The following is an 18,932-nucleotide window of genomic DNA, read 5'->3' on the forward strand; positions in this document are numbered from 1 at the left end:
GTCTGGCTCGCCGGTTCCGTATGCGGTGTGCGTACGGCCTGGCGAAAGTCTTGTGGGTCAGTGCGCGGCCCGACCCAGGTGGCTCCCGGGTCACAGGGCTGCGCTACAACGACCGCCTTACGCGGAACCTGCACCTTCCGGCGCCGTCGCGACGGCTGCCCCGGCGACCGCGGGATGTGCGGTCGGGGCGGCCTCGCGGTCGGGCGCGAGCGGGTCGGTCACCGTGCCGGACTCCTCGTCGAAGAGCCCCTGCGCCAGCCTCGTCACCGCGGCGGGGACGGGCGGCGCCAGGTCGGCCACAGCTCGGAGACCGGACAGGACGTCGTCGGGTCGCACGGCAGGTGTCACGTGCCGAACAACCAGGCGCAGTATCGCACAGGGCCGCTCACCCGGCCTATCGGCCGGAGCGTCGACGACCCGCAGGTCGGCGACGGCGGCGCGGGCGTCGAACGTCCGGATGCCGTTCTTGGCCTTGCGCTGGACCTCGACGGTCTCGGCGTCGTTGAACGCGGCCACGGCGGTGCGGACGTCCTCGGGGTCGACGCCGTCCAGGCGCATCTCCCAGACGGAGGCGGTGAGCCGTTCGGCCAGGCCCGAGGTGCGGGCCTCGACCGCGTCGACGATGTCGAGGCCGGCCGGCATGGACGCGTCGAGCAGTCCGCGCAGGACCTCGGGGTCCCGCGCCTCGGTGAGGGCGATCTCCAGGAACTCCGCCTCGCTGCCCGTGCCGGTGGGTGCGGCATTGGCGTAGGAGACCTTGGGGTGGGGCGTGAAGCCCGCCGAATACGCCATCGGCACCTCGGAGCGGCGCAGTGCCCGCTCGAAGGCCCGCTGGAAGTCTCGGTGGCTGGTGAACCGGAGGCGGCCGCGCTTGGTGTAGCGCAGACGGATGCGCTGCACTGCCGGTGCGGGCGGCGGGCCTTCGGGCTGTCGCTTGCCCAGTGGTTCTTCTCCTCGGTGCGGGGCGGGCGCGGTGGCGCGCCGCCCACGAAATACGGGTGGTCCCCGGGGTGCCGCTCCGGCTCACCCCTGTTTGGCGAATGGATCGCCGCCCAGAGGGGTCTCGGACGCCTGCGCCGCGCTGGGGACAGTCGTTGTACTACCCAGAGTACGCGCAGGGATCCCTCGCGGTTCCCCGGACCGTGCGCCGCCCGGGGCGCCGACGAGGGCCCGCCAGGCGTCGCGGCGCGCCTGCCGCACGGTTTCCCGGGCGGTGGCCAGGGCCGCTCGGGCGGCCCGGCCCGCTTCGGCGGCGGCGCGCCGGGCCGGGGCCCAGACCGCGTCGCGCAGGAAGTGGCCGACGGGGGTGCACACCGTGCGGTACGCCCAGGAGAACGGTGCGCCGATCAGGTACCAGGCGATCGTGGCGAGGGCCCGGCCGACGGCCCGGGAGATGTACCCGGCGATCCGCCAGGCGACCCCGAACGCGGCGGCGATCTCCCGGCCGACCGGGGTGAGGATGTGGCGGTACGTCCAGACGAGGGGCGCGACCAGCAGCGTCATCACCAGCCAGGCAACGGCCAGGCCGAGACCGCGTCCGGTGGCCGCGATCCCCCGCCAGAGCTGTGCCAGAACCCAGGCGGTGCCCTGCCAGAGCATGCCCAGGGTCCAGGCGGTGCCCTGCCAGAGCGTGCTCAGGACCCAGGCCGTGCCGCGGCCGGCCGGCGTGAGGACGGCTTCGTACAGCCACACCACCGGGACGACCAGGCCGTACCGCACCACCGGGACGGCCACGTACCGCCAGAGGAACTGCAGCGGCAGGATCAGCAGCACGGTGATCAGCCACCCGATGCCGTTGCCGAGGCCGTGCAGCGCGGGGAGGAGCAGGGCGGTGCCGATCCAGCGCAGGCCGTGGCCCAGCGGGGTGAGGACGTGGGCGTACAGCCACACCGCCGGAACCGCGATCCCGTACCGGGCGACGGGGACGATCACGTACCGCCACAGGCCGATCCAGGGCCAGATGAGCACGGCGACGGCCAGCCAGGCTGCGGCCTTGCCGAGGGGGGTGAGGACCCAGGTGTACAGCCAGGCCAGCGGGGTCAGGACGAGCGTGTCGAGCAGCCACAGGAGGGCCCGGCCGAGCGGGCGCAGCAGGACGCGGTCGGCGGCGTGCCAGAGCGCGGTGAGCGCGTCCCAGACCATGCGGGCGGGCAGGACGAGCACCAGGACGACGATCCGGACCGGGATCCTGATCAGGGTGGTCAGGATCCCTTCGCCGGGCTCGTACCCCTGGGGTGCCTGGTGCTTGCCGTAGTCCATGCCGTCAAGGACGCGTCAGGCCCGGTCCGGGGTTGCCGGACCGGGCCTGCGGTGTGTCACGGAGCTGCTACTTGTTGACCACGCTCAGCGGGAGCAGCTTCTTGCCCGTCGGGCCGATCTGGATGTCCAGGTCGAGCTGCGGGCAGACGCCGCAGTCGAAGCAGGGGGTCCAGCGGCAGTCCTCGACCTCGGTCTCGTCGAGGGCGTCCTGCCAGTCCTCCCAGAGCCAGTCCTTGTCCAGGCCGGAGTCGAGGTGGTCCCAGGGCAGGACCTCCTCGTAGGTGCGCTCGCGGGTGGTGTACCAGTCGACGTCGACACCGAACTCGGGGAGCGTCTTCTCGGCGCAGTTCATCCAGAGGTCGTAGCTGAAGTGCTCGCGCCAGCCGTCGAAGCGGCCGCCGGACTCGTAGACCGCGCGGATGACGGAGCCGACGCGGCGGTCGCCGCGCGAGAGGAGGCCCTCGACGATGCCGGGCTTGCCGTCGTGGTAGCGGAAGCCGATGGAGCGGCCGTACTTCTTGTCGCCCCGGATCTTGTCGCGGAGCTTCTTCAGCCGGGCGTCGGTGTCCTCGGCGCTGAGCTGCGGGGCCCACTGGAAGGGGGTGTGCGGCTTGGGCACGAACCCGCCGATGGAGACGGTGCAGCGGATGTCGTTCTGGCCGGAGACCTCGCGGCCCTTGGCGATGACGTTGACCGCCATGTCGCCGATCTGGAGGACGTCCTCGTCGGTCTCGGTGGGCAGGCCGCACATGAAGTACAGCTTCACCTGACGCCAGCCGTTGCCGTACGCGGTGGCGACCGTACGGATCAGGTCCTCCTCCGAGACCATCTTGTTGATGACCTTGCGCATGCGCTCGGAGCCGCCCTCGGGGGCGAAGGTGAGGCCGGAGCGGCGCCCGTTGCGGGTCAGCTCGTTGGCCAGGTCCACGTTGAACGCGTCGACGCGGGTGGAGGGCAGCGAGAGGCCGATCTTGTCCTCGGTGTAGCGGTCGGCGAGGCCCTTGGCGATGTCGCCGATCTCGCTGTGGTCGGCGGAGGAGAGCGAGAGGAGGCCGACCTCCTCGAAGCCGGTCGCCTTGAGACCCTTGTCGACCATTTCGCCGATGCCGGTGATGCTTCGCTCCCGCACGGGGCGCGTGATCATGCCGGCCTGGCAGAAACGGCAGCCGCGGGTGCAGCCGCGGAAGATCTCGACGGACATCCGCTCGTGCACGGTCTCCGCGAGCGGGACGAGGGGCTGCTTGGGGTAGGGCCACTCGTCGAGGTCCATCACCGTGTGCTTGGAGACCCGCCACGGCACACCGGACCGGTTGGGCACGACGCGGCCGATGCGGCCGTCGGGGAGGTACTCGACGTCGTAGAAGCGCGGGACGTAGACGCCGCCGGTCTTCGAGAGCCGGAAGAGCACCTCGTCGCGGCCGCCGGGGCGGCCCTCGGCCTTCCAGGCGCGGATGATCTCGGTGATCTCCAGGACGGCCTGCTCGCCGTCGCCGACGACCGCGCAGTCGATGAAGTCCGCGATCGGCTCGGGGTTGAAGGCCGCGTGGCCGCCCGCGAGGACGATCGGGTGGTCCACCGTGCGGTCCTTGGACTCCAGCGGGATGCCCGCCAGGTCCAGGGCGGTGAGCATGTTGGTGTAGCCGAGCTCGGTGGAGAAGCTGAGCCCGAAGACGTCGAACGCGCCGACGGGGCGGTGGCTGTCCACGGTGAACTGGGGCACGTCGTGCTCGCGCATCAGCTCTTCGAGGTCCGGCCAGACGCTGTACGTGCGCTCGGCGAGGACGCCCTCGCGCTCGTTCAGTACCTCGTAGAGGATCATGACGCCCTGGTTGGGGAGCCCGACCTCGTAGGCGTCGGGGTACATCAGGGTCCAGCGGACGTCACAGCTGTCCCAGTCCTTGACGGTGGAGTTCAGCTCACCGCCGACGTACTGGATGGGCTTCTGCACATGCGGGAGCAGAGCTTCGAGCTGTGGGAAGACCGATGCGGCAGACATCTCGCGAACCTTCGTGAGCCGGCAGGGGTGACCATCCAGCGTACCCCGCGTCTCAGTGCTTCAGATCCGCCCGCAGAACGGGGTCCGAGGCGCGGGCCCAGACCTCGGGCAGCTCACGCTCCCGGGCCTCGGCGGCCGCCTCCTCCTGCCCGTACAGAAGTCCCCAGGTGAACGCGGTCTCCCCCGCCGCGTGCGCCTCGATCGCGAGCACGCGCAGGGCCTCGCGGGCGACGACGCTGTCCTGGTGGTCGCCGAGGACGGTCTGCACGGCCTTCACCCGCTTCGCGAACCGCTTGGCGGGCTTTCCGAGCGCGGGGCGGGCCGACTCGCCCGCGTACCGGGCGCGCTTGGCGGCCTTGCGGGCCTCGTGCATCGCGGTGTCCCGCTCGGGGCCCGGCGGGTGCTCCAGGGCGTGGTCCATGCGGCGCGCGAGCTTCTCGTAGTCCTTGAGGACGGCCCGGGGCAGGGCCTTGCCCGGTGCCTTTCCGGCGGCCGGGCGCAGGGGCGGTTCGGCGCTCAGGGTGTCGAGGGCCTCCAGGAGGTCGAGATACCGCTGCCCGTCGAGTACGTCGATGATCCTGCGGCGCGATCCGGTGCGGCGGGCGGCCGACCAGGCGCGGAGCCGGCCGCGCACCGGGCCGAGGGCCAGGGTGGCGGGCAGGGCCTCGACGCGGGAGCCGATGCGCTCGTCCAGGACTTCCTGGTCGCGGTCGAGGCCCAGTTCGGCGGCCAGCCACTTGAGCTCCGCGCCGAGGGGGTCGGTGACCTCGCGGTCGAGGATCTTGCGGTGGGTCTTGAAGGTGCTGCGCAGCCGGCGGGTGGCGACGCGCATCTTGTGCACCGAGTCGGGCAGGTCGCGGCGGACGGCGGGGTCGAGGCGGACGATCGTGGCGATCTGCTTGCGTACGTAGGCGAGGACGTGGTCGCCCGCCGTCCGCGGCGCGTCCTCCTCCTGCTCGTCGCCGTCCCGTCGGGGGGTCGTCTCCGCCAGCGCCCTGGCGAGCTTCGAGGAGGATGCCGCGGGGCGCACCCCGGCCTTGCGGAGCCGCTTCTCCACGGCGTCCAGGACAGCCGGGTCGCCGTCGTCGGCCAGCTCGACCTCGATCTCGGTCCAGGCGGCGCTGGTGCCGCTCCCCTCCCCCGCGAGCCGCTCCGCGAGCACCGTGTCGACGCTGACCTCGGCGAGGAGCGTGCCGTCGTCGGACAGCAGGTGGTGGACGTCCCGCGAGGAGAGCAGCCGGACGACGGGGGCGATCTCCGCGTTACGGACCCGGGAGCGCAGGAGAGCGGCCAGCGAGGGCGGCAGGGTGTCGGAGAGCGGTTCGTGGATCTCGTCCCGGACGCCGAGCGCGACGGGGAATTTCACGTGCCAGCCCTCGTCGTCCCCGCCGGTCCTGCGGCGCAGGGTGAGGGAGTCGGCCGCCAGGCGGAGGTCGGCGGTGTCCCAGTAGACGGCGTCGAGCTCGGTCCGGCCGCGCGGGGCGACCCGGCCGACCCCGGCCGCCCGCGTCAGGTCGGGCAGCCGGGTGTCTTCGGTGGCTTCGTACTTCCGCTCGATCTCGCGTTTGGTGTCCGCCATGTAAGGACACCTACCCGCGACCGTCCGGGTTCAGGCGGACATCGGCCGTTGCACCCTGATGGACTGGAGCAGACCGACCGCCACCCAGACGGCGAACATCGAGGATCCTCCGTAGGAGACGAAGGGCAGCGGCAGTCCGGCGACCGGCATGATGCCGAGCGTCATGCCGATGTTCTCGAAGGACTGGAAGGCGAACCAGGCGATGATCCCGGCGGCGACGACCGTGCCGTACAGCTCGGTGGTCTCGCGGGCGATCCGGCAGGCGCGCCACAGGACGACGCCCAGGAGCACGATGATCAGTCCCGCGCCGAGGAAGCCCAGCTCCTCGCCGGCCACGGTGAAGACGAAGTCGGTCTGCTGCTCGGGCACGAACTGACCGGTGGTCTGGGTGCCTTCGAAGAGTCCGGTGCCGGTGAGTCCGCCGGAGCCGATCGCGATGCGGGCCTGGTTGGTGTTGTAGCCGACGCCGGCCGGGTCGAGCGCGGGGTTGGCGAAGGCGGCGAACCGGGCGATCTGGTAGTCGTCGAGCAGGCCGAGCTGCCAGATGGCGACGGCCCCGCCCGCGCCCGCGCCGATGAGGCCGAAGACCCAGCGGTTGGAGGCGCCGGAGGCCAGCAGGACGCCGAGGACGATGACGGCCATGACCATCACCGAGCCGAGGTCCGGCATCAGCATGACGATGGCCATCGGGACCGCCGCGAGGCCCAGCGCCTTGGCGACGGTGCGGTGGTCGGGGTGGGCCTGGTCGCCCGCGTCGACGCGGGCGGCCAGCAGCATCGCCATCACGAGAATGATGGTGATCTTGGTGAACTCGGAGGGCTGGATCGAGAAGCCCGCGGGCAGCTTGATCCAGGCGTGCGCGCCGTTGACCGTGGTGCCGAGCGGGGTGAGGACCGCGAGGACCAGCAGCACCGAGATGCCGTAGAGGATCGGCACGGCCCCGCGCAGGGTGCGGTGGCCGAGCCAGATCGTGCCGATCATCAGGGCGAGACCGATGCCGGTGTTGAGGGCGTGCCGCAGGAGGAAGAAGTACGGGTCGCCCTGGGTGAGGTGGTCGCGGTTGCGGGTCGCGGACCACACGAGGAGCGAGCCGAGGAACGAGAGCGCGAGCGCGGCCCCGAGCAGCGGCCAGTCCAGCCGCCGCACGAGGGAGTCGCGGGCCGTCAGCTTGGCCCAGGAGCCCTGGTCGGGGGTGTACCGGGAGACGGAGAATCCACCTGCCATTACGGCTGCCTCCCCGTGGACGCGGGCGATCCGGTGAGTCCGGGCTGGCCTCCGGGCGGCAGGGGCAACTGGGGTTCCTGTCCCCCCGGCTGCTCCTCGGGCGTGACCGGGGTCGGGTCGTAGGGCTTGACCTTCGGCGCGGGGATCGAGCCGTCGGGCTGGACCTTCGGCAGCGCCTTCTGGGGCTCGGGCAGCAGGGCCCTCTTCTTGTCCTGGTTGCCGGCGGAGTCCAGGCCGTAGAGCGCGTCGTAGATCTTGCGGACGGCGGGCCCGGCGGAGCCGGAGCCGGTGCCGCCCTGGGAGATCGTCATGACGATGGTGTAGTCGTCGGTGTAGGTCGCGAACCAGCCGGTGGTCTGCTTGCCGTACACCTGGGCGGTGCCGGTCTTGGCGCGCATCGGGATCTTGTCCTGCGGCCAGCCGCCGAACCGCCAGGCGGCGGTGCCGCCCGGCTCGACCACCGAACGCAGCCCCTTGTCGAGGTCCTTGATGGTCTGGGCGTTGACCGGGAGCTTCCCGCTGACCTTGGGCTTGATCTCCTGGACGCTCTTGCCGTCGGGGCTGATCACGGCCTTGCCGACGGTGGGCTCGTGGAGGGTGCCGCCGTTGCTGATGGCGGCGTAGGCGGTGGCCATCTGGATGGGAGTGACGAGGACGTCGCCCTGGCCGATCGAGTAGTTGATGCTGTCGTAGGCCTTGAGCTGGTTGCCTTCGAGGCAGCTCTCGTACGCGATCTGCTGGACGTAGGTGCCGCCCTTCTTGCCCTCCTTGCACCAGGCGTCCTTGTTGGCCTCCCAGAAGTCCTGCTTCCACTGGCGGTCCGGGATGCGGCCCTTGACCTCGTTGGGCAGGTCGATGCCGGTCTCGGAGCCGAGCCCGAAGTCACGGGCGGTCGTGTAGAACCAGTTCTTGGCGTCCTTCTTGGGCTTTATGCCGCCGTCCTTCACCCACTCCTCGTGGCCGAGGCGGTAGAAGACGGTGTTGCAGGAGTACTTGAGCGCGTCCCCGAGGGTGATGGGCCCGTGGCCCTGGGACTCGAAGTTCGCGAAGGTCTGGTTGCCCAGGCTGTAGGAGCTGCTGCACTCGTAGCGGTCGTTGAAGGCGTGGCCGCCGCGCACGGCGGCGCTGGCCGAGACCACCTTGAAGATCGAGCCGGCCGGGGCCTGGCCCTGGATGCCCCGGTTGAGCAGCGGGTAGTTGGACTTCTTGCTGGTGAGCTTGGCGTACTGCTTGCCGGAGATGCCGCCGACCCAGTCGTTGGGGTCGTAGTCGGGCTGGGAGGCCATCGACACGATGCGGCCGGTCTTCGACTCCATGACGACGACGGCGCCGGAGTCGGCCTCGTACTTCCGGCCGGTGATCTTGTCGGTCTCGCCGCGGACGGTCTTCATCGCCTGGGCGAGCTCGTACTCGGCGACCGCCTGGACGCGGGCGTCGAGGCTGGTGACGAGGGTGGAACCGGCCACCGCCGGGTCGTTCTCCGCCTCGCCCATGACGCGGCCGAGGTTGTCGACCTCGTAGCGGGTGACGCCCGCCTTGCCGCGCAGCTCCTTGTCGTAGGTGCGCTCGATCCCGGACCGGCCGACCTGGTCGGAGCGCAGGTAGGGCGACGGGCCGTCCTGCGCCTTCTGGATCTCGTCGTCGGTGACGGGTGACAGATAGCCGAGCACCTGTGCGGTCCGCGCCTTGCCGGGGGCGGCGTAGCGGCGTACGGCGGTGGGTTCGGCGGTGATGCCGGGGAAGTCCTCGGCGCGCTCACGGATCTGGAGGGCCTGCTGGGTGGTGGCCTCGTCGGTGACCGGGATCGGCTGGTAGGGCGAGCCGTTCCAGCAGGGCTGGGGGGTCTTGGAGTCGCAGAGGCGGACCTTGTCCCGGACGTCCTGGACCTTCATGTCGAGGACGTCGGCGAGACGGGTGAGGACGCCGACACCGTCGTCCTTCATCTTCAGCAGGTCGGTGCGGCTGGCGGAGACGACGAGACGGGTCTCGTTGTCGGCGAGCGGTACGCCGCGGGCGTCGAGGATCGAGCCGCGCACGGCGGGCTGGACGACCTGCTGCACCCCGTTGCCCGCGGCTTCGGCGGTGTACTCGTCGCCGTTGCGGATCTGGAGGTACCAGAGGCGGCCGCCGAGGGTGAGCAGCAGCGAGAAGACGAGGACCTGGATGACGATGAGCCGGATCTGGACCCGCTGGGTCCGCCCGGTCTCGGGAATGTTGCTCACGGGGTGCCCCCGGTCGTGGTCCGGCTGGGGGTACGGGGGCCGTCCCCCGGGAAACGCTGCCTCACAGGCGCTTGACCCCCTTGATCCTGCCCGCGCGGGAGGCCCGGTTGCGGGCGGCCTTGGCCCGCAGGCCGCCGCGCTGGTTGCCGATCCGCAGACCGGTGCCCGAGGCGAGCCAGCCGGCGGCGACGTCGTTGCCCCCGGAGGAGGCCTCGGCGAGCGGGTCGTTCTCGGTGCGTCTGGCCAGCGCCATGATGAGCGGCACCGTGAAGGGCGCCAGCAGCAGGTCGTAGATCACTGCCGTGAACAGCAGGCTGCCGAGGCCGACATGGCGGGCGGCGGTGTCGCCGACGAGCGCGCCGACGCCCGCGTACAGCAGGGTCGAGCCGATCGCGGCGGCCACGACCGCGGCCATCGGGGCGAAGGCCGACTTCAGCTGCCCGTTCTCCGGGCGGATCATGCCCGCGAGGTAGCCGATGACGCAGAGCACCAGGGCGTAACGTCCGGCGGCGTGGTCGGCGGGCGGCGCGAGGTCCGCGAGGAGGCCCGCGCCGAAGCCGATGAGAGCGCCGCTGACCGGGCCGTACACGAAGGCGAGTCCGAGGACGGTGAGGAGCAGCAGGTCCGGGACGGCGCCGGGGAGCTGGAGGCGGGCGAGGACGGAGACCTGGATGACCAGGGCGACCACGACCAGGGCGATGGAGAGCAGGGTCCGGTTGATGCGCATGGGGATCAGCCCTGCTCCTGGCCGTCGGCCGCGTTGTCGGGTTGCTGGGCGTCGCCCTGCTGGTTGCCTGCCGCGTCACCGGCGTCGCCGCCGCCCGGCTTCTCGTTGATGTTGCCGACGACCTTGCCGGAGCCGTCCACCAGGTCGCCGTTGGGCTGGACCGTGACGGTGACCGTGGGGGTCGGCTTCGGCTTCGTCTTGACGGGCTGTTTGGGCAGGACCGTGTCGCGCGGGTCCTGGCGGGGGGCCTGGACGACGACGCCGACGATGTCGAGCTTGGTGAACCCGACGTACGGCTTCACATAGACGGTGCGGGTCAGTGCGCCGCCGGACGGGTCGACGCGGACGACCTCGCCGACCGGGACGCCGGGCACGAAGGGCTTGTCCTTGCTGGAGCCGAAGGTCACCAGCCGGTCGCCGGCCTTCACCTTGGCCTTGCCGTTGAGGAACTGCACCGACAGCGGGCGCGAGCCCTGGCCGGTGGCGAAGCCGAGCTCGTCGGTCTTCTCCATCCGGGTGCCGACGGTGAAGTCGGGGTCGTTGGCGAGCAGGACCGTCGCGGTGCTCGGGCCGACGGTGGTGACCCGGCCGACCAGCCCTTCCCCGTTGAGGACGGTCATGTCGCGGCGGATACCGTCATCGGACCCGGCGTCGATGGTGACCGTCCAGGAGAAGCCCTGGGCCGCTCCTATGGCGATGACCTCGGCACCCTTGATGCCGTACTGTCCGGCGCCCGCGTTCTTCAGCATGGCGTCGAGCTGACGGACCCGGCTGTTGGTGCGGTCGTCGCTGCCGAGCTTGGCCTTCAGCGCCGCGTTCTCCTTCTCCAGGGTGGAGATCCGGTCGTGCCGGTTGCCGGAGTCCCTGACCGCCCCTATGGCGTTGCCCACCGGGTCGACCGCTGCCGCGACGCCGTTCTCGACCGGTCCGAAAACGGTGGCCGCGGCCTGCCGCGCGCCGTCGACCGGTGACCCCTCGCCGCCTCGGATATCCACCGTGATCAGGGCGAATGCGATGGCGATCAAGAGCACCAGGAGCAGCCGGCTCTCTCGTGTGTCCCTCACGTGCGGCGGCCGTGCCTTCCTCGTCGGAATATTCGTGCCTGTATACGTCTCCGTACGGGGTACCGGTCGGGTGTGTCCCCGCTCCAGTACGCGTACAGCAACGATCTATATCAACGATCCGGCGACCGGAGCGGGTTCGTCCGCTCGCCGGATCGGGTGTGTCCCGGGGAATCCACGCTCCGTCTAACGACGGGGCTGGGCGTCCAGCACCTGCTGGAGCGCCTCGAACTCCTCGACGCACTTGCCGGAGCCGAGCGCCACCGAGTCCAGCGGGTCCTCGGCGATGTGGATCGGCATGCCCGTCTCGTGGCGCAGCCGTTCGTCGAGACCGCGCAGCAGCGCGCCGCCGCCGGTGAGGACGATGCCGCGGTCCATGACGTCGCCGGACAGCTCGGGCGGGCACTTGTCGAGCGTCGTCTTCACGGCGTCGACGATCGCGTTGACCGGTTCCTCGATGGCCTTGCGGACCTCGGCGGCCGAGATGACGACCGTCTTGGGGAGGCCGGAGACCAGGTCGCGACCGCGGATCTCGGTGTGCTCGTCCTTGTCCAGGTCGTACGCCGAACCGATGGTGATCTTGATCTGTTCGGCGGTCCGCTCACCGAGGAGGAGCGAGTACTCCTTCTTGATGTGCTGGATGATCGCGTTGTCCAGTTCGTCACCGGCGGTCCGGATCGACTGGGCAGTGACGATTCCGCCGAGCGAGATCACGGCGACCTCGGTGGTGCCGCCGCCGATGTCCACGACCATGTTGCCGGTGGCCTCGTGGACCGGCAGCCCGGAGCCGATGGCCGCGGCCATGGGCTCCTCGATGATGTGCACCTGGCGCGCGCCGGCCTGCGTGGACGCCTCGATGACGGCGCGGCGCTCGACCCCGGTGATACCGGAGGGCACGCAGACGACGACACGGGGACGGGCCAGATAGCGGCGCTTGTGGATCTTGAGGATGAAGTAGCGGAGCATCCGCTCGGTGATCTCGAAGTCGGCGATCACGCCGTCCTTCAGCGGCCGCACGGCAACGATGTTGCCCGGCGTGCGGCCGATCATCTTCTTGGCCTCGGAGCCGACCGCAAGAATTCCGCCGGTGTTGGTGTTGATGGCCACGACGGACGGCTCGTTCAGAACGATGCCGCGCCCCCTGACGTACACCAGCGTGTTGGCAGTCCCGAGGTCGATAGCCATGTCACGGCCGATGAACGACATTGAGTTCCCCTTGTTCCCCATGAGGATGCGTCGGGCCTTCCCAGGTAGCGAAGATGGCTTGTTCTGGTAGGCGAGGTTGGCGCTGCGGGCGTGGAAGCTTCCATCGTAGTGCCGTATGCACGGACACAGCGCGAGGGTCCTTCGCCTTTGTGAGCGGAACGGGTGGCCGTTCTACCCAAGGTGACGTTACGTCGGAGGGATGCGTTCCCGCGATCCCAAACCCTATGCCGAGGGGCGACCGAATTACTTCGGTCGCCCCTCGCCTACAGCGCTGTTTGGCCGATCGGGTCAGGAAAGTCCCGGAAAGAAGAGCTTCAGTTCTCGCTCTGCGGACTCCTCCGAGTCCGAGGCGTGGATGAGGTTCTCCCGGGTGATCGTGCCGAAGTCACCACGGATGGACCCGGGCGCGGCGGCGATCGGGTCGGTGGGGCCGGCCAGGGCGCGGACGCCCTCGATGACCCGCTCGCCTTCGGCCACCAGGGCGACGACGGGGCCGGACGCCATGAACTCCATGAGCGGCTCGTAGAACGGGCGGCCCTTGTGCTCGCCGTAGTGCTGCTCCAGCGTCTCGTGGTCCAGCGTGCGCAGCTCCAGGGCGGTGATCCGCCAGTTCGCCTTGCGCTCGATGCGGCCGACGATCTCGCCGATCAGGCCACGGCGGACAGCGTCGGGCTTGAGCAGGACGAGAGTGCGCTGAGTCATGTACGGCTCCTTGCAAGGCCAGGCATACGGGTGCGGTGAGGCGAGATTACAGGGGTACGGGAACGGATCCACGCCCGGGTTCACCCTGGGTCACCTTCGGCCCCCGGATCCGCCCGAAAGCGCGGCGGCGACGGGCGTGTCGGCGGCCGCCGGAGGTGCTCAGGCGGTGGCCTCTTCGGCTTCCTGCTGGGCGGCCCAGCGCGCCTTGGCCTCGTCGATCTTGCGGCCGTAGTGGATCGAGGCCCACCACAGTCCGCCGAAGGCCAGCCCCAGGACGAACATCATCGGGACCACGAACCCGCTGAGGACCAGCGCGACCTGGAGCGCCCAGCCGAGCTGGATGCCGCCGGGCCGGGTGATCATTCCGCACAGCAGCACGGACAGGGCCATGCCGATGCCGCACACCGTCCAGACCACGCCCATGGAGGCGTCGTCCAGCTTCATCGCGACGAGACCGGCGAAGCCGATGACGAAGAACTCACCGATCAGCGTCGAGGCGCAGAGCGTCCGCATCCCTCTCAGCCCCTTCCCAGCAGCAGCCGGGCTTCGCCGACCGTGATCACGGACCCGGTCACCAGCACCCCGGCGCCCGCGTACTCGTCCTCCTCCTCGGCCAGCGTGATCGCCGCCTCCAGGGCGTCGTCGAGGCGCGGCTCGACCTGGACCCGGTCGTCCCCGAAGACCTCGACGGCGATCGCGGCCAGCGCGTCCGCGTCCATCGCGCGCGGGGTGGAGTTCTGCGTGACGACGATCTCGGCGAAGATCGGCTCGAAGGCCTCCAGGAGCCCCCGGACGTCCTTGTCGTCGCTCGTGCCGACCACGCCGATCAGCCGGGAGAAGCTGAACGCCTCGGAGATGCCGTCCGCCGCCGCCTTGGCCCCGGCGGGGTTGTGCGCGGCGTCCAGGACGACGGTCGGGCTGGAGCGCACGACCTCCAGGCGGCCCGGGGAAAGCACCGAGGCGAACGCCTTGCGGATGGCGTCGATGTCGAGGGAGCGGGCCTGCTCGGCGCCGATGCCGAAGAACGCCTCGACGGCGGCGAGGGCGACGGCCGCGTTGTGCGCCTGGTGGGCGCCGTACAGCGGAAGGAAGATCTCTTCATACTCCCCGCCGAGGCCCCGCAGGGTGACGAGCTGGCCGCCGACCGCGATCTCGCGCGAGGTGACGCCGAACTCCATGCCCTCGCGGGCCACGGTGGCGTCCACCTCGACGGCCTTCTTCAGCATCACCTGCGCGGCGTCCACCGGCTGCTGCGCCAGGATGACCGTGGCGCCCTCCTTGATGATCCCGGACTTCTCGCCGGCGATCTCGGCGGGCGTGGTGCCGAGCCGGTCCGTGTGGTCCAGCGAGATCGGGGTGACGACGGCGACCGTGGAGTCGATGACGTTCGTCGCGTCCCAGGTGCCGCCCATGCCGACCTCGACGACCGCGACATCGACGGGGGCGTCGGCGAAGGCGGCGTACGCCATGCCGGTCAGGACCTCGAAGAAGGAGAGCCGGTAGGGCTGCTGGGCGTCGACCATCTCGACGTACGGCTTGATGTCCTCGTACGTCTCGATGAACCGCTCGGCCTCGATCGGGGAGCCGTCGAGGCTGATCCGCTCGGTGATCGACTGGACGTGCGGGGAGGTGTAGCGGCCGGTGCGCAGCTCGAAGGCGTTGAGCAGGGCCTCGATCATGCGGGCCGTGGAGGTCTTGCCGTTGGTGCCCGTGATGTGGATCGAGGGGTAGGCGCGCTGCGGCTCACCGAGGACGTCCATCAGGGCGGCGATCCGCGTGACGGAGGGCTCCAGCTTGGTCTCGCCCCAGCGTCCGGCGAGCTCCTGCTCCACCGCGCGCAGCGCCTTGTCGGTCTCGGGGTCGGCCGGGCGGGCGGGGACCGCTTCGCCCTGCGGCTGGCCCGAGTGGGCGCGCAGCGTGCGGCTCCCGGCCTCGATCACCGCCAGGTCGGGGTCGCGCTGGGTCGCCTCGTCGACGATCTCCTCGAAGGTGTCGTCGGGATCGGACGCGTCGTGCCGGTCTGGGCGGGGCTCACTCACGGGCCCAGTCTACGGATGGGCACCGACATCGCGCGCAGCGCCCGGCGAACTGCCGGCGAGCGGTACGGCGAAGCCCCCGCGTCCCGGTCGGTCGGGTGCGCGGGGGCTTCGCCGTCAGCTGATCAGCTCTGCGGGAGGGCCGCCAGCTGGGCGCCGATGCGCTCGATGTCGGCCTCGGCCTTGGCGAGCCGGCCGCGGATCTTGTCGACCACGTTGTCCGGGGCCTTGGCCAGGAAGGCCTCGTTGCCGAGCTTGCCGGTGGCCTGGGCCTTCTCCTTCTGCGCGGCCTCCAGGTCCTTGGTGAGGCGCTTGCGCTCGGCCGCCACGTCGATCGTGCCGGACAGGTCCAGGGCGACGGTGGCCCCGGCGACCGGGAGGGACGCGGTGGCGTGGAAGCCGTCGCCGGCGGGCTGGAGCCGCAGGAGCTGGCGCATGGCCGCCTCGTGCGGGGCGAGCGCCGTGCCGGTCAGGGTCAGCTCGGCCGGGACCTTCTGGCCGGGCTGGAGGCCCTGGTCGTTGCGGAAGCGGCGGACCTCGGTGACGACCTGCTGGACCAGCTCGATCTCCTTCTCGGCCGCGTCGTCGCGGAAGCCGGAGTCGGCCGGCCACTCGGCGATGACGATCGACTCACGCCCGGTGAGCGCGGTCCACAGCGCCTCCGTGACGAACGGGACGATCGGGTGCAGCAGCCGCAGCATCACGTCGAGGACCTCGCCGAGGACCCGGCCCGAGACCTCGGCGGGACGGCCGCCCGCGAAGAACGTGGTCTTGGAGAGCTCGACGTACCAGTCGAAGACTTCGTCCCAGGCGAAGTGGCGCAGCGCCTCGCTGATCTTGGCGAACTGGAAGTCGTCGTAGAACGCGTCGACGTCCGCGACGGTCTTGTTGAGGCGCGACAGGATCCAGCGGTCGGTGACCGACATCTCCTCGGCCGGGGGCAGCTCGCCCTCGATCGTGGCGCCGTTCATCAGGGCGAAGCGGGTGGCGTTCCAGATCTTGTTGGAGAACTTCGCCGAGCCCTGGACCCAGTCCTCGCCGATCGGGACGTCGGTGCCCGGGTTGGCGCCGCGCGCGAGGGTGAAGCGCAGGGCGTCGGAACCGTACTTGTCCATCCAGTCCAGCGGGTTGACGACGTTCCCGAAGGACTTCGACATCTTCTTGCCGTGCTCGTCGCGGACCATGCCGTGCAGGACGATGGTCCCGAACGGCGGGACGCCGTCGTTGACGTACAGGCCGAACATCATCATCCGGGCGACCCAGAAGAAGAGAATGTCGTAGCCGGTGACCAGGACGGAGTTCGGGTAGAACTTCGCGAGGCTGTCGGTGCGTTCGGGCCAGCCGAGCGTGGAGAAGGGCCACAGGCCGGAGGAGAACCAGGTGTCCAGGACATCGCTGTCCTGGGTCCAGCCCTCGCCGGTGGGCGCCTCGTCGTCGGGTCCGACGCAGACGACCTCGCCGTTCGGGCCGTACCAGACGGGGATGCGGTGGCCCCACCAGAGCTGGCGCGAGATCGTCCAGTCGTGGAGGTTGTCGACCCAGTCGAAGTACCGCTTCTCCATCTCCTGCGGGTGGATCTTGACCTTGCCGTCGCGGACCGCGTCACCGGCGGCCTGGGCGAGCGGGGCGACCTTGACCCACCACTGGAGCGACAGGCGCGGCTCGATGGTGGTCTTGCAGCGCGAGCAGTGCCCGACGGAGTGGACGTACGGGCGCTTCTCGGCGACGATCCGGCCCTCGGCGCGCAGGGCGGCGACGATCGCGGAGCGGGCCTCCAGGCGGTCCAGGCCCTCGAAGGGGCCGGGGACGGTGATGACCGCGCGCTCGTCGAGGACGGTGATGAACGGCAGGTCGTGACGGTTGCCGATCTCGAAGTCGTTCGGGTCGTGGGCGGGGGTCACCTTGACCGCGCCGGTGCCGAACTCCGGGTCGACGTGGTGGTCGGCGACGACGGGGATGGTGCGGTCCGTCAGCGGCAGCTTGATCTGCTTGCCGATCAGGTGCCGGTAGCGCTCGTCGTCGGGGTGGACGGCGACGGCGGTGTCGCCGAGCATCGTCTCGGCGCGGGTGGTGGCGACGACGATGGTCTCGTCACCCTCCCCGTACGTCATGGAGACGAGCTCGCCGTCGTCCTCCTGGTACTCGACCTCGATGTCGGAGATCGCGGTGAGACAGCGGGGGCACCAGTTGATGATGCGTTCGGCGCGGTAGATCAGCCCGTCGTCGTACATCTGCTTGAAGACGGTCTGGACGGCCTTGGAGAGGCCCTCGTCCATGGTGAAGCGCTCACGGGACCAGGCGACGCCCTCGCCGAGGCGGCGCATCTGGCCGGAGATCTGGCCGCCGGACTCGTTCTTCCACTGCCAGACGCGCTCGACGAACGCCTCACGGCCCAGGTCGTGGCGGGACTTGCCCTCCTTGCCGAGCTCGCGCTCGACGACGTTCTGGGTGGCGATGCCGGCGTGGTCCATGCCCGGCTGGTACAGCGCCTCGAAGCCCTGCATCCGCTTCCGGCGGACGAGGGCGTCGATCAGGGTGTGCTCGAAGGCGTGGCCCAGGTGGAGGGAGCCGGTGACGTTCGGCGGCGGGATGACGATGCTGTAGGGCGGCTTGTCGCTGTGCTCGTCGGCTTCGAAGTAACCACGCTCTACCCAGCGCTCGTACAGCTTCCCCTCTACATCGGCCGGCGCGTACGTGGTCGGCAGTTCGGGGTTGCTGGCTGGCTGCTGCGATGAGTTCTCGGTCACGGGAGACAGTTTAGGGCCGTCACAGGTCTGCACTGAAACGGATTGGTTCAGTAACGGTGTCCGGGCCGATCCCCCGTGTCAGGGCGGCTTCCGTCAGGATGTTCGCAACGCATAAGGATTCTTGAGGGGACACCGCAATGAGCTACAACCAGCCGGGCCCGTACGGTGGGCAGCCGCCGCAGGGCCAGCCCGGACCGTACGGACAGCAGCCGGGCCCGTACGGTGCCCCGCCGCCGCAGGGCCAGCCCGGCTACGGCTACCCGCAGCAGGCCCCGCAGGGCGTCCCCCCGCAGCAGCCGAACCCGTACGGGCAGCCTCCGGCGCCGCAGCAGGGTTACGGCTACCCGCAGGCGCAGCAGCCCGGTCCGTACGGGCAGCAGCCGCCCCAGCCGCCGTACGGCGGGCAGCCCATGTACGGCCAGCAGCCGCCGTACGGCGGGCAGCCCATGTACGGCCAGCAGCCGCCGCAGCCGAAGAAGAAGACCGGGCTGATCATCGGCGTCGCCGTGGTGGCGCTGGCGGTCATCGCGGGCGGGGTGTACTTCCTCACGGGCGACCGGGCCAGCAACTCGGACGTCTCCGAGGCGACCAAGGGCTACAAGATCACGCCCCCGGACGCGGTCGACGACTACAAGCGGGACACCTCGAAGCCGGTGCTCAGCGCGCCGCTGACCGGGACGAAGAAGACGGACGTCGAGGCGCTGGGCATCAAGAACCCCAGCGCGGCCAAGGCCGACTACTCGGTGGGCACCGCGGCCGCCGCCACCAAGGTGCTCAACTTCGAGGGCTTCTGGGGCGAGATCGCCGATCCGGCCAAGGTGGTCAACAACGCTTTCAACGACGTCGAGAAGGACGCCAAGTCGGGCAGCGGCGAGGTCTCCATCGAACTCGTCGGTTCGGCCGAGACCGCTGAACCCGAGGGGTTCGACGGGGCGGTGATGAAGTGCCAGGACCTCAAGGTGACCAACAAGAACGGCGACGGCTCGGTCGCCAAGGGGCCCCAGCACTTCATCCTCGCGGTCTGCGTCTGGGCCGACTACAGCACGGCCGGCATCACGACCACCGCGGACAAGGCGCTGGCGCTCGCCGGTCAGGGCGTGCCCAAGGACCAGGCCGCGGCCCTCACCGCCAAGCTCTACAACACCGCCCGCACCAAGATCTGACCGCTCGACG

General features: G+C 70.4%; 14 protein-coding genes. 1 reads left to right on the plus strand and 13 read right to left on the minus strand.

All coding sequences use genetic code 11. The annotated features are described in order from the left end of the window. Positions 1-117: 117 nt before the first annotated feature. The 13 genes from IE134_RS11700 to IE134_RS11760 all read right to left on the minus strand — a co-directional run bounded on the left by IE134_RS11700 (position 118) and on the right by IE134_RS11760 (position 17,759). Entirely contained in the window at positions 118-900 is a 783-nt protein-coding gene (locus IE134_RS11700) for a TIGR03936 family radical SAM-associated protein (protein ID WP_006124399.1), read from the minus strand. A gap of 123 nt (positions 901-1,023) precedes the next feature. Further along, the gene (locus IE134_RS11705; protein WP_030708355.1) at positions 1,024-2,259 is read right to left on the minus strand and encodes a hypothetical protein; all 1,236 of its coding nucleotides are present in this window, start codon (positions 2,257-2,259) and stop codon (positions 1,024-1,026) included. A gap of 67 nt (positions 2,260-2,326) precedes the next feature. Then, positions 2,327-4,255 carry a TIGR03960 family B12-binding radical SAM protein gene (locus tag IE134_RS11710; RefSeq protein ID WP_097885974.1) on the minus strand — a complete coding sequence of 643 codons (1,929 nt, stop codon included), beginning with the start codon at positions 4,253-4,255 and terminating at the stop codon, positions 2,327-2,329. 52 nt (positions 4,256-4,307) lie between these two features. Beyond that, complete coding sequence (locus IE134_RS11715) at positions 4,308-5,834, minus strand: CYTH and CHAD domain-containing protein (RefSeq protein WP_189430392.1); 1,527 nt, start codon at positions 5,832-5,834, stop codon at positions 4,308-4,310. Positions 5,835-5,864: 30 nt separating this feature from the next. Then, positions 5,865-7,058, minus strand: coding sequence for a rod shape-determining protein RodA (rodA, locus tag IE134_RS11720; RefSeq protein WP_010062953.1), 1,194 nt, complete (start codon positions 7,056-7,058; stop codon positions 5,865-5,867). Continuing rightward, positions 7,058-9,280, minus strand: a complete 2,223-nt coding sequence (gene mrdA, locus IE134_RS11725) for a penicillin-binding protein 2 (RefSeq protein WP_030708362.1) — start codon at positions 9,278-9,280, stop codon at positions 7,058-7,060. Before mrdA ends, rodA begins: the two co-directional genes overlap by 1 nt. Positions 9,281-9,341: 61 nt before the next feature. Then, entirely contained in the window at positions 9,342-10,007 is a 666-nt protein-coding gene (mreD, locus tag IE134_RS11730; RefSeq protein ID WP_010062956.1) for a rod shape-determining protein MreD, read from the minus strand. 5 nt (positions 10,008-10,012) lie between these two features. Beyond that, positions 10,013-11,071 (minus strand): rod shape-determining protein MreC, encoded by a 1,059-nt coding sequence (gene mreC / locus IE134_RS11735; protein ID WP_010062957.1) that lies wholly within the window; start codon positions 11,069-11,071, stop codon positions 10,013-10,015. Between the two features lie 183 nt (positions 11,072-11,254). After that, complete coding sequence (locus tag IE134_RS11740) at positions 11,255-12,274, minus strand: rod shape-determining protein (RefSeq protein WP_006124407.1); 1,020 nt, start codon at positions 12,272-12,274, stop codon at positions 11,255-11,257. Between the two features lie 288 nt (positions 12,275-12,562). Then, positions 12,563-12,976, minus strand: a complete 414-nt coding sequence (gene ndk / locus IE134_RS11745; protein WP_006124409.1) for a nucleoside-diphosphate kinase — start codon at positions 12,974-12,976, stop codon at positions 12,563-12,565. A 159-nt stretch (positions 12,977-13,135) separates the two neighbouring features. Then, positions 13,136-13,489 carry a DUF4233 domain-containing protein gene (locus IE134_RS11750; protein WP_030708366.1) on the minus strand — a complete coding sequence of 118 codons (354 nt, stop codon included), beginning with the start codon at positions 13,487-13,489 and terminating at the stop codon, positions 13,136-13,138. 5 nt (positions 13,490-13,494) lie between these two features. Then, entirely contained in the window at positions 13,495-15,015 is a 1,521-nt protein-coding gene (gene folC, locus IE134_RS11755; RefSeq protein WP_058953945.1) for a bifunctional tetrahydrofolate synthase/dihydrofolate synthase, read from the minus strand. Between the two features lie 122 nt (positions 15,016-15,137). Further along, the gene (locus IE134_RS11760) at positions 15,138-17,759 is read right to left on the minus strand and encodes a valine--tRNA ligase (RefSeq protein WP_030708374.1); all 2,622 of its coding nucleotides are present in this window, start codon (positions 17,757-17,759) and stop codon (positions 15,138-15,140) included. Between the two features lie 137 nt (positions 17,760-17,896). On the opposite strand from IE134_RS11760, the gene IE134_RS11765 reads away from it, so the two are divergent. Next, positions 17,897-18,922, plus strand: a complete 1,026-nt coding sequence (locus IE134_RS11765) for a hypothetical protein (RefSeq protein ID WP_189430394.1) — start codon at positions 17,897-17,899, stop codon at positions 18,920-18,922. Positions 18,923-18,932: the final 10 nt, after the last annotated feature.

Source organism: Streptomyces rubiginosohelvolus, from assembly GCF_014649875.1.
GTDB classification, from domain to species: domain Bacteria; phylum Actinomycetota; class Actinomycetes; order Streptomycetales; family Streptomycetaceae; genus Streptomyces; species Streptomyces rubiginosohelvolus.

Coding starts and splice junctions, on each gene's coding strand:
- mreD (WP_010062956.1), bottom strand. CDS start 10,007: ATGCGCATCAACCGGACCCTGCTCTCCATCGCCCTGGTCGTGGTCGCC.
- IE134_RS11705 (WP_030708355.1), bottom strand. CDS start 2,259: ATGGACTACGGCAAGCACCAGGCACCCCAGGGGTACGAGCCCGGCGAA.
- IE134_RS11740 (WP_006124407.1), bottom strand. CDS start 12,274: ATGTCGTTCATCGGCCGTGACATGGCTATCGACCTCGGGACTGCCAAC.
- IE134_RS11765 (WP_189430394.1), top strand. CDS start 17,897: ATGAGCTACAACCAGCCGGGCCCGTACGGTGGGCAGCCGCCGCAGGGC.
- IE134_RS11715 (WP_189430392.1), bottom strand. CDS start 5,834: ATGGCGGACACCAAACGCGAGATCGAGCGGAAGTACGAAGCCACCGAA.
- rodA (WP_010062953.1), bottom strand. CDS start 7,058: ATGGCAGGTGGATTCTCCGTCTCCCGGTACACCCCCGACCAGGGCTCC.
- ndk (WP_006124409.1), bottom strand. CDS start 12,976: ATGACTCAGCGCACTCTCGTCCTGCTCAAGCCCGACGCTGTCCGCCGT.
- IE134_RS11750 (WP_030708366.1), bottom strand. CDS start 13,489: ATGCGGACGCTCTGCGCCTCGACGCTGATCGGTGAGTTCTTCGTCATC.
- IE134_RS11710 (WP_097885974.1), bottom strand. CDS start 4,255: ATGTCTGCCGCATCGGTCTTCCCACAGCTCGAAGCTCTGCTCCCGCAT.